Annotated in this window: 6 protein-coding genes, 1 pseudogene and 1 CRISPR repeat array; all 7 genes and pseudogenes read left to right on the forward strand. The window is 69.0% G+C overall.

Annotated elements, in window-relative coordinates; genetic code table 11:
• The first annotated feature begins 273 nt into the window (after positions 1-273).
• A CRISPR array of direct repeats spans positions 274-2,127; the repeat unit is 29 nt; unit sequence CGGTCCACCCCCGCGTCGGCGGGGAGCAC.
• Between the two features lie 169 nt (positions 2,128-2,296).
• Positions 2,297-5,185 carry a CRISPR-associated helicase Cas3' gene (gene cas3, locus AB0D48_RS36450; RefSeq protein WP_362407345.1) on the forward strand — a complete coding sequence of 963 codons (2,889 nt, stop codon included), beginning with the start codon at positions 2,297-2,299 and terminating at the stop codon, positions 5,183-5,185.
• A 303-nt stretch (positions 5,186-5,488) separates the two neighbouring features.
• Complete coding sequence (gene casA, locus AB0D48_RS36455; RefSeq protein WP_362407348.1) at positions 5,489-7,105, forward strand: type I-E CRISPR-associated protein Cse1/CasA; 1,617 nt, start codon at positions 5,489-5,491, stop codon at positions 7,103-7,105.
• Positions 7,102-7,830, forward strand: coding sequence for a type I-E CRISPR-associated protein Cse2/CasB (casB, locus tag AB0D48_RS36460; RefSeq protein WP_362407351.1), 729 nt, complete (start codon positions 7,102-7,104; stop codon positions 7,828-7,830). Before casA ends, casB begins: the two co-directional genes overlap by 4 nt.
• Positions 7,827-8,960, forward strand: a complete 1,134-nt coding sequence (gene cas7e, locus AB0D48_RS36465) for a type I-E CRISPR-associated protein Cas7/Cse4/CasC (protein WP_362407354.1) — start codon at positions 7,827-7,829, stop codon at positions 8,958-8,960. Before casB ends, cas7e begins: the two co-directional genes overlap by 4 nt.
• A complete protein-coding gene (cas5e, locus tag AB0D48_RS36470) occupies positions 8,957-9,766 on the forward strand; it encodes a type I-E CRISPR-associated protein Cas5/CasD (protein ID WP_362407357.1) in 810 nt (269 codons plus the stop codon). Before cas7e ends, cas5e begins: the two co-directional genes overlap by 4 nt.
• A complete protein-coding gene (locus tag AB0D48_RS36475) occupies positions 9,763-10,413 on the forward strand; it encodes a type I-E CRISPR-associated protein Cas6/Cse3/CasE (protein ID WP_362407360.1) in 651 nt (216 codons plus the stop codon). Before cas5e ends, AB0D48_RS36475 begins: the two co-directional genes overlap by 4 nt.
• 56 nt (positions 10,414-10,469) lie before the next feature.
• Positions 10,470-10,785 (forward strand): annotated as a pseudogene (locus AB0D48_RS36480) (type I-E CRISPR-associated endonuclease Cas1); the annotation flags it as partial.
• Positions 10,786-10,878 lie beyond the last annotated feature (93 nt).

Genomic DNA, 10,878 nt, shown 5'->3' on the forward strand with positions numbered 1-10,878 from the left:
CGCTCCTCGTCCGTCAGCACCAACTCGGCCTTCGGCCGCCCCATCGCCATACCGAAAGCCTACAACTGAACAGAACTCCAGACTCAGAACACTAGTGTTGCCTTCGCAGGTCACGAACTTGCCAGAGGCTGGGGGCGTAATCGGCCAGGGCTTCGTTGGCCACGGCTTTGGGTAGCGGTGAGTCCCCCAGGGGGCATGCCCAGAGACGCCAGAACCCGCCACGGAATGATCTTGGTGGAGTGCTCCCCCGTCCACGAGGAACGCGGGGTACAGCGGTCCACCCCGCGTCGGCGGGGAGCACCCGCTCTTCGAGCAGCTGCTGATTGCGCGGAGCGGTCCACCCCCGCGTCGGCGGGGAGCACGCGTACAGGCTGCTGATCGAGCGGTGGAGTGCCGGTCCACCCCCGCGTCGGCGGGGAGCACACCCGGACATTGTCAAGTATGTGACGGCTAAGTGGTCCACCCCCGCGTCGGCGGGGAGCACTCGCCGGTGGTGCGCCGCACCCGCGCGACCCGCGGTCCACCCGTGTCGGCGGGGAGCACAGGACTACCTGTCCGACCCGGTGCGCTGGCGGCGGTCCACCCCCGCGTCGGCGGGGAGCACGACGGCGGTGCCGTGGGAGGCGCCACCGAGGACGGTCCACCCCCGCGTCGGCGGGGAGCACACGCACGCGGGCTCCTCGACCGCGATGTGAATCGGTCCACCCCCGCGTCGGCGGGGAGCACGTCGAGAGCGGCGGCGATCCGGTCGGCGCATCCGGTCCACCCCCGCGTCGGCGGGGAGCACCCCAGAAAAACCGGCACGATCAACGACGCGAGCGGTCCACCCCCGCGTCGGCGGGGAGCACGAGTCGGCCGACAATGTGCTGTACGGGCCGTTCGGTCCACCCCCGCGTCGGCGGGGAGCACAGCACCATGGTTCGGCTGGCAGGTGCCGCGGGCGGTCCACCCCCGCGTCGGCGGGGAGCACACCTCCGTCGGCTGCGGGTACGTCGCCAGCACCGGTCCACCCTCGCGTCGGCGGGGAGCACGCTCCCATGATCCCCGCCCACCGGCGCGTGTGCGGTCCACCCCCGCGTAGGCGGGGAGCACAACGCGAGGTCGGTACGCCGCGGATGGGAGGCCGGTCCACCCCCGCGTCGGCGGGGAGCACGGCCAGGCTGTGTGGAAGGTCGGACCCGACTACGGTCCCCCCCCGTCGGCGGGGAGCACAGGGCCACGGCGAGCGCGGTCATGATGATGGCCGGTCCACCCCCGCGTCGGCGGGGAGCACTCGACGCCCAACGCCCAGCCGCTGAGAACCTCCGGTCCACCCCCGCGTCGGCGGGGAGCACGAGGAGCACGGCCTGGTCCGCGCCGCCGACCGCGGTCCACCCCCGCGTCGGCGGGGAGCACGCGCCCGCGAGCGATGGCGCGCAGTACGCAGACGGTCCACCCCCGCGTCGGCGGGGAGCACTGATTGAGAGCCGACTTACGACTCTTGGCTACCGGTCCATCCCCGCGTCGGCGGGGAGCACATGTTCCCGAACTGCTCCCGGCCGCCGATCCCCGGTCCACCCCCGCGTCGGCGGGGAGCACCTCCGTAGACATCCCTGCGGCCCAGGGTCATACGGTCCACCCCCGCGTCGGCGGGGAGCACCCCTCGTTCGCGGTCTGGGCGTCGCCCAACAGCGGTCCACCCCCGCGTCGGCGGGGAGCACGTCGGCGCCAGGAGCGGCGCCCTGGTAACCAGCGGTGCACCCCCGCGTCGGCGGGGAGCACAGGTACACGGCGATGCCGCCGGACAGCGTGGTCGGTCCACCCCCGCGTCGGCGGGGAGCACGCCGACCACAGGGGGCTGCCGGGGAGAGTGTTCGGTCCACCCCCGCGTCGGCGGGGAGCACGAGCCCCAAGCCTTCGATCTGTTCGCCCAAGCCGGTCCACCCCCGCGTCGGCGGGGAGCACGCACTCCGGCCTCTTGGACCCACGTCCCGGCGCGGTCCACCCCCGCGTCGGCGGGGAGCACGACTGAGCACCAACGTGGAGCGACTAAGTCGGCGGTCCACCCCCGCGTCGGCGGGGAGCACGCCGCGCACACGTCTCCTGGGCTCTCACCGTCCGGTCCACCCCCGCGTCGGCGGGGAGCACACTTTGTGACCTGCAGCGTTCTACATGGTTTGCAAGTCTTTTACCTGGCGCTGCGGCATGGGGCTGGCGTTCATGCCTGAACCATAACTGCTGTTCGTTGAGGCGATGTTGGTATCGCCGCGTGCCGTGCTCCGTAACTTGGGTTGTCTGCGTAGGAAGGAGCGCTGTGATGCGGAGCTCGTGGGGCGAGCCGGATCAGTCGTTATGGGGGAAGGCGCGTGGACTCGATCAGGAGCTGGCGCCGTACCCGTTGGTACGGCACTTGTTGGATGCTGCGGCTGTGGCTCTGTTCTTGTGGGACGAGTACCTGGCGGAGAACCAGCGCCGTTGTATCGCTGCAGGCTGGGGGTTGTCTCAGGATCTGAGGAGAGCCCGGTCGCTGATGGGGTTGTGTGCGGGGCTGCACGATGTTGGGAAGGTGTCGGCCTTTCAGCTCTGCGATCAGCTCGCGGCGGCACGCTTGAGTGACGCTCTGGTTCGAGATCAGGGGAAGATTGGGTCTGAGCGGCTTGGGCATGACGTGGCCGGGATGCGAGCTGTTCCGGAGGTCCTGACTGTCCTGTCTGGAGGCGTAGACAGCGTCACGGAGGCCGAGCTGGAGGTCGTCGAGCGGATCGCCGAGGTGGTGGGGGGTCACCACGGGTGCTTCCACCGCCTTGATCCTGTGCATGCCGGGCCGGCCTACCGGGATCTGCTGGGTGGGTTGACGTGGGCTGCGCAACGAGTCGCGCACGGCGGCGCTGTATTCGGCGTGCTGGGTGAGCCGGAGCTGCCTCGGTCGTTCTCAGCCCCGGCGGCGGTCTTGGTGACGGGTGTGGTGATTCTGGCGGACTGGCTGGTCAGTCAGGAGGGCTATCTCAAAGAGCGCCAGCGGTCGCTGGAGCCGGGGCTGGAGGAGCATTTCGCGAGGTCCTGCGGGGATGCCGAGCGTCTGGTGCGGGAGGCGGGTTTGCTGCCTGTGGAGTTGCAGCGCCGGTCTTTCGCGGAGGCTTATGGCATCGCCGATGGCGCGAATGCGATGCAGCGCTCGGTGGTGTCACTTCTGCCGGCGGCGCTGTCGAGGTTCCGGCAGGGTACGGAGTGGGGGAGGGGCGCCGGGATTCTTGTTGTGACGGCGGCTCCGGGGGATGGGAAGACGGAGGCGGCGCTGGAAGCGGAGCGCGTGTTGTCCGATTGCTTCGGTACGCGGGGGTTTGCGTTTCTGCTTCCGACTATGGCGACCAGTGATCAGATGCACGCTCGTGTGGCCGGGGTGCTGGCGCGGCAGGGTGGTGTGGGGGCGGGGTTGACCTTGACGCACAGTATGGCCTGGCTGAGTGCTGCTTATGCGGGGGATGGGCATGCGGGGGAGAGCGGTCGTGTGCTGGTTTGTGATGGTGACGAGGAAGGGGAGGGTGGGGCGGCTCGGCACCGGGCGGATATGAGGCCCGTCCAGTGGCTGCGTGGTGCCAAGCGTCCGCTTTTGGCGCAGTTTGCCGTGGGCACGATCGATCAGGCGTTGATGGGGGTGTTGCCGGTTCGGCACAGCGCTTTGCGGTTGCTGGCGTTGTCGGGGAAGACGTTGATCGTGGACGAGGCGCATGCCTATGACCCGTATATGCAGGTTCTTCTGGGGCGGCTTTTGAACTGGCTGGGCGCGTTCGGGGTGCCGGTGGTGCTGCTGTCGGCGACGTTGCCGGCGTCGGTGAGTGACCGGTTGATCAGGGAGTACCTGGCGGGGGCGGGTCATCGGTCGAGGGCGTTGCGGGGTCGGAGTTTTCCTGTGCCGTATCCGGGCTGGCTGTACGTCGACGGGTCGACGGGTGAGTGTGCGCAGATCGATGAGGCGAGTCGTCAGGAGCAGGTTCAGCAGAGGCACATGCTGTTGAAGGTGCAGGTGGAGCCTGTGGTTGGAGGCGCGCGGTCGGGGGAGAGGTCGCGGCTTGCGGTGCTGGAGCGGGTGCTCGCGCCGGTGCTGGAGGGTGGTGAGGGCTGCGCGCTGGTGGTGTGCAACACGGTGGCGGAGGCGCAGGACACTTTTACGCATTTGATGGGTCTTGTGTCGGTAATGGATTCATCGGTTGATTTGCAGTTGCTGCATGCTCGGTTCCCGGGGGATGTGCGGGAGGAGCGGACGCTGGCTGTCACGTCGGGGATGGGTAGGTCGGGGCCGCGGCCCGTCGGCCGCATCATCGTCGCCACTCAGGTGGTGGAGCAGTCGTTGGATCTTGATGCGGATGTCGTGGTGTCTGATCTGGCGCCGCTGGCGTTGTTGTTGCAGCGGGCGGGCCGGTGCTGGCGGCACGAGACGTGGTGGAAGGAGCATGGTCGGCCAGGCGGGCGGGAGCGGCCGGGGTGGGCGGTGAAGGAAGGGCCTTGTTTGGTTGTGCTGGATCCGGTGTCGGGCGGAGGGCAGGTGCCGCACGTGTGGCGTGGCGTGTATCACGAGGCTCTGCTGGTGGAGACGTCCGCGGTACTGGCTGAGCGTGGCAGGGTGCCGGTTGCTCTACCGGAAGATGTCCAGGATTTGGTCGAGCGGGTGCACGGGGACCGGCCGGACCGGTTCGACTGGACGAACCCGGAGGAGTCGGGGGTGTGGACGGCATTCCTGGGGGAGGAGTCCGCGCAGCGTGCGGCCGGGAATTTTGCTGTGGTGGAGCGGGCGGGGCAGATTGCCGGGCTGCATGCTCTGCACCGGGAGGGCCGGTGGGAGGAGTGGGAGGCGACGACGCGGCTTGGTGCGGACTCGGTTCGTTTGCTGTGCGTGTATGTGCATCCGGATGGTCGGGAGACGCTCGATGCGCAGGGCCTGATGTCGTTGCCGGCGGCAGGCCGAGGGGATCGGCCGGCGGTGTTGGACGTGCGGCAGGTGATGGGGCGCACGATCGCAGTCCGGGCTGACTGGTTCCGGGACGTGGAGGGCGTTGATCTTGGGGTGCCGGAGGGCTGGGTCGAGCATTCGTTGCTCGGCGACCTCGTGGTACTCCGTCAGCCGGTGCGTGACGGTGTGGCTGAGAGGGTGGCGGTCGGTGGCCGTCAAATCTGGCTGGACGGTGAACTCGGCCTGCGCCGCGAGTGAGCACGGGGTGGGCCGAGTACCCGTGTCCCCACGTCGGTGGGGAAGCTCTGTGTTGCAGCGGCCGGCGGGCCGCCTTCTAACGGAACCCCCCACGTAGGTGGGGAATGCACTTGAAGTTCGGCGGCTCTTGTTCGCTGTCTTCGGCTGCAGCATGGCGCCTGAGGTGGTCTGGCCTGCAGATTTCCTCAATCGCGGTATCACTGTCAGTGGTGGCTGGTTCACTGTGCGCGGACGGGACTGAGCCGCGCCGAAGAGTCGGATGGCGGTGTTCTCGTCATGGAAAGGTGATGGGAAAGGGGGGCCATGACGGACGGGTTCGACCTGCGGGACGAGCGCTGGATTCCGGTGCGGCTCGCGGACGGTGTGGCGCTGAGGGTCGGGTTACGGGAGCTGTTTCACCGGGCGGACGAGATAGCCGACCTCGAGTTGCCGGTGGCGCCGGCGGCGTCCGGGCTGCTGCGGATTCTGACGGCGATGACGGCCAGGATCGCCAGCTGTGACGGTGTGCGCCTCGATGACGAGGACCTCGGCGAGGACATCAACGGCTGGCTGCGGTTACGCAATCAGGTCCTGGCCGAGGGGCGTTTCGATCCGAAGCGGGTCACCGCGTATCTCAATCAGGAGGTGCCCAAGGGGCATTTCGACTTGTTCGACGCACAGCGGCCGTTCCTCCAGGACCCGCGGTTGAGGTCGCAGTGCGTGGACGGTCAGGGTCGTCCGAATCCGTCCGGCGTGAACAAGCTGGTGCTGGGGAGGCCGACCGGGGACAACGGGGCGGTCCTGTTCGGGCACTTCAATGAGGGCGACCCGGTCCCGGTGCCGACCGCCGAGGCGGCGTGGCACCTGATCGCACAGCTGTACTACGGGCCGGCTGGGCAGTGCACGCCACGCAAGATCACCGCCGTCAAGCCCGGCAATGGCGATGCCGGGCCCCTACGCAAGAGCATCTCCTACCATCCGTGGGCGGACGATCTTTTCACCACCCTCGTTCTGGCTGTTCCACAACCCGGTGTGTGCGGTGACCCTGCGGAGGACAACGACTGCCCCTGGGAAGCGGACGAGCTGCCCGATCCCTTGGGGCCGATCCCATCGGTGAGCTGGCCGGGGCGGGTACTGACAGGACGAGCCCGGCATGCCGCCCTCCTCGAGCCGTCGTCGGACGGGCGGTCGGTGACGCAGGCCTATCTCACCTGGTCAACCCACGAGCCGCCGCACATGGCCAGGGATCCTTATGTCATCCTCGATATGCCGAAGGCGGGAGGGGCGCCGTTTGCCCGGCAGGCCGACGGATCGAGGGCTCTGTGGCGGGACCTGGACGCATTGCTCCTCAAGGGCGGGGGACAGAGCCGGCGTCCGGCGGCCTTCGAGAACCTGCCCCGCACGCTGCGCACCAAGCTGCGGGTGCGCGCCTACGGCTTCGATCAGGACGGCCAGCAGCGCGACAGTTCCTGGTTTGAGGCGACGACCCCGCCGGTGCTGCAGTGGAGTGAGGACGGTCCTGAGCCGGAGATGGCGCTGCGGGTCGGGCAGTGCCGCGAGTTCGCCGAGCTGGTGGGGGAGCGGTTGCACTTCGCCGCGCGCCTCGCGTGGAGGCTGACCACCGATCCCGAGACGGATCCGACGGCGAAGGTGAAACTCGATCCGAAGAAGCCCGGCCCGTGGGCACATGCGGCGGCCGCCCGCTTTTGGCCGTCCGCTGAGGCGATCTTCTGGAGTCTGCTGGCCGCCGAGGGGCGGCAGGACAATCCGCAGCCACCGTTCATCAACGCCGCCCTCGATGCCCTGGATGGGGCCATCGGTGCCCGCAGCGCCGACCTTCGGGTCGCCCGGGCGCGCGTTCGGGCTCGGGCCGTCCTGCGCGCGCTGCTGAAGCCAGGCCGGGCACGACCATCGGCGACCCCTGTGGGGAGTGACTCATGACCGGACCGAAAACGGCCACCCTCCAAGGGAGCTTTGACCGGCAGCAGCGTGCGCAGGAGTTCGTGCGCCAGGTGCTGGATGTGTGCGCGGGCAGCAAGCGGGCTCAGGCCGACCTGCGCAGCGGTCTGGGCCTGCCGTACGACCGGTGCCAGCGGATGCACCGCCATCTGATGCGCCTGGTGCCGGAACAGAACCGGCATCCTGAGGCGCGCCAGCCCTACTACGTGGTCGCCGCGTTGATCGCCGCGCGTTCACGAGGGGTTCGCGACGAGGACGCGGAGCGGAACTCAGCCGCACCGGCGCAGGAGACTGCCTGCCCCTCGGAGCCGGGCGGGACGCCGCAGTCGTGGTGGCAGCGCCCCAACCTGGGCGCCTCGCTCGCCGAGGCCGTGAACCTGGGAGCACTCGCGGCCGGCTCGGCAGAGTCCGAGCTGCACCTGCTGGCCCGTATCGGCAGTGAATCCCTGTACTCGCGCCTGCCCGCGCTCGTCGGCCAGGTCAACGGCCGTGGTGTGGTTCTCGACTGGGCGGTGCTCTTGGACGACCTCGCCGGCTGGGACTACAGCCAGGACCGCATCGCGACCCGCTGGCTTGAGTCCTACTTCCGGGTGCGTGACGCCGCCGAGCGCGCAACCGAGCGCCGGCACTCGGACCCCCTGGCCGCCGACGGCCGCAGCAACGACAGCAACGGCAGCAACGACGCAATTTCCGAGGAGAATCAGTGACCTCTGTCTACCTGGACCTCAACGCCATCCAGTCGGTACCGGCGTCCAACCTGAACCGGGATGACCTCGGCTCCCCCAAGAGCGTCCGGTACGGCAACGCCAACCGGATCCGCGTCTCAAGCCAATCCTGGAAGCGTGTGATGCGCCACGGAGTGGAGCGGGACCTGGGCGAAAAGGCCGCCCGCACGCGTCACGTGCCCACCAAGGTCAGGGCAGCCCTCCAATGCGCCGACTGGCCCGAGGACCTCGCGGAGTTCGCGGGCGCCCAGGTCGCACTCAGCGCCACCAAGAAGGGCCTGGTGACGGAAGCCGCCGGCCACACGTCCGTACTGCTTTTCCTGCCCGAGGCGGGCATCGACGAACTCGTCGACATCTGCACCGCACACCGCGCCGCACTGGAGGCGGGGCTGGGCAAGTCGAAGAAGGCCGGAGCGCTCCTGCCGTCGGACAAGATCGAGAGCGTTCTCAAGAGGCGGACCGCCTCGATCAGCCTCCTGGGCAGGATGCTCGCTGAACTCCCGGGCGCGAACGTCGACGGCGCCGCCCAGGTCGCCCACGCCTTCACCACGCATGCCAGCGAGCCCCAAAGGGACTACTTCACCGCAGTCGACGACTGGCTCCCCGACGCCGACACCGGCAGCGGCCACCTGAGCACCGCGGAGTTCAGCGCCGGCGTCTTCTACCGCTTCGCGTCGGTCAACATCACCGACCTCCTGAAGAACCTTGAAGGCGACACGAAAGCCGCCCGGACCGTACTGGCCTCCTTCGCCGACCATTTCCTGATGTCCCTGCCCCAGGCGAAGAAGAACAGCACAGCGCCTCACACCATCCCGGACCTGGCCTATCTCGCCGTTCGCACCCACCGCCCCCTCTCGCTGGCCGCCGCGTTCGAGACGCCCGTGACAGCGGAGAGGGCCGGTGGATTCTCCCGTCCCTCCCGGGCAGCGCTGGCCGACTACGCGGCCCAAGTCCACCGTCTCACCAGCAATCGCCACCGCCTCTTCCACGGCCACGCCGGAATCGACCCCGACCCCTACGAGAGCCTCGGCGACACCCACCAGTCCTTCGACGCTCTGCTGTGCGCCGCCGTGGACGCGGCGCTGCCCGAGCCCGGAGACGACGGCCAGTGACCGGTCTGCTCATCAGGTTGGCCGGCCCCTTGCAGTCCTGGGGTGAACGCTCGGCGTTCAGCGCCGTGCGGGACACCGCCCCCTTCCCGACCCGCTCAGGCCTCACCGGCATGCTGGCCGCCGCCGAAGGTCTACCCCGGGGCGCCGCACTCGACGGCTACACCGATCTGGAATTCACCGTCCGGATCGACCGGGCCGGTGTTCTCCTTACCGACTACCACACCGTCGGCGGAGGCTTCCCCGCCCGCCTCACCGCGGCCACCAGCGGCGGCAAGAACAAGGGCGCCGCCGTCGTCACCCGGCGCCACTACCTCGCGGACGCCGTATTCGTGGTCGCCGTCACCGGCCCCGACCAGCGGATCGAGGAGATTGCAACAGCCCTCCAGCGACCGCACTGGGCGCCCTACCTGGGACGCCGCTCCTGTGTACCCGACGAGCCGTTCCTGCTGCGGCAGGCCGTGGCAGACCCCACCGCCGAGCTCCTGACCGAGATTCCCCTGGCCAGCCCTTACACGGACGAGCGGCGCGGCCGGCCGTACCCGACGACAGCGCAGAGCGTGCCGGTCGAATTCCTGTGGGAACAGCCACCCGGCCACAGACGAGACGCCGTGTACCTCACCGCCCACGACCACCCGGTCAGCTTCGGAGAGCACGAGCATGCCCACACCAAGCGCCACATCTACCGGACGCTGGAGCGTCTGCCGGCCAGTCTGCTGGACCACGGTGAGCACACCGTGCACGAACGCCTCATCGACTACGCCACACACGTCCCGGGAAGCACGGAGCTCACGGAGACCACCGCATGACCACGCCCACGGCCGCCCTTGCCCGGATCCGGCTCAACCTCCACAGCCGTGCGGTCAACCGGGACCTGCGCGACGCCACCGAGATGCACCGCACCCTGATGAAACTCGTTCCCGATGGCCTCGGCGACAGCGCGCGCATGCGCAGCGGACTGCTTTACCGGCTCGACGTGACCGAGAACGCCACCACGCTCCTCGTGCAGGCCTCGGCGGCGCTGACGGCCGACCATCTGCCAGCCGACTACGGCGAGATAGAGGTCAAGGATCTCGGCCCTATGTTCGCCGCCCTCCGGTCTGGGCTGGGCGTGCGCTACCGCATTGCCGTCAACCCCGCCAAACGCGAGCGCCTGCCTGTAGAAGAGAAGAACAAGCGGGGCAGCGTCGTGCCACTCAGCGGACCGGATGCCGATCAGTGGTGGACCCGCCGGGCCACCGAAGCCGGCCTGCAGCTGAAAACCCTCCTGCCCACCCCCCTGGACCCCGCGCGCCGACGCGGCGGGCCCCCGCTGCGCCACAGCCTGGTCCGTTACGACGGGACAGCCACTGTGACCGACCCCCTCGCGCTCACCGCGGCCCTCCTGTCGGGAATCGGACGCGGGAAGCCGTACGGCGCCGGCCTGCTCACCCTGGCCCCGGCGACAGCAGCGTGACCACTTCACCCGGCGTCGGCCAGGCGCGACGACGCCTGGCCACCCCGACACTCGCCATGCTGCCGCGCATCGCAGACTCCCTTTCCTTCCTTTACATGGACATGGTCCGCATCGCAGGACGACACCGGTGTCTGCGCACAAATCCGTACGGACGAACAGCGAACAGACACCGTCTACATTCCTACCGCAGCCCCAGCCCTGTCCTGCCTCCTGCTCGGACCGGTGTATCCATCACCACGCGGGCCATGGCCACCCTGGCGCGCCACGGAACCAGCGTGGTCATGACCGGAGCCGGAGGCGACCTACGCCTCCGTCCTACCCGACTCTCTCACCACCACATGGCTCGAACGCCAGGTCCACGCCTACGCCGACTGAAGTTCCCCCGTTGATGTGGACACCTGGACACTGGGACGTATGAGCCCAGGGGAAGCAGTGCCAGGTGGGAAGTAACTACACGAAGCGATA

Origin of the sequence: Streptomyces sp. NPDC048269 (assembly GCF_040652395.1) — a bacterium.
In the GTDB taxonomy this organism is placed as follows: Bacteria; Actinomycetota; Actinomycetes; order Streptomycetales; family Streptomycetaceae; genus Streptomyces.

What these genes read in the sequence shown, in the direction of transcription:
- cas3 (WP_362407345.1), top strand. Translation starts at nt 2,297, where the DNA reads ATGCGGAGCTCGTGGGGCGAGCCGGATCAGTCGTTATGGGGGAAGGCG.
- casA (WP_362407348.1), top strand. Translation starts at nt 5,489, where the DNA reads ATGACGGACGGGTTCGACCTGCGGGACGAGCGCTGGATTCCGGTGCGG.
- casB (WP_362407351.1), top strand. Translation starts at nt 7,102, where the DNA reads ATGACCGGACCGAAAACGGCCACCCTCCAAGGGAGCTTTGACCGGCAG.
- AB0D48_RS36475 (WP_362407360.1), top strand. Translation starts at nt 9,763, where the DNA reads ATGACCACGCCCACGGCCGCCCTTGCCCGGATCCGGCTCAACCTCCAC.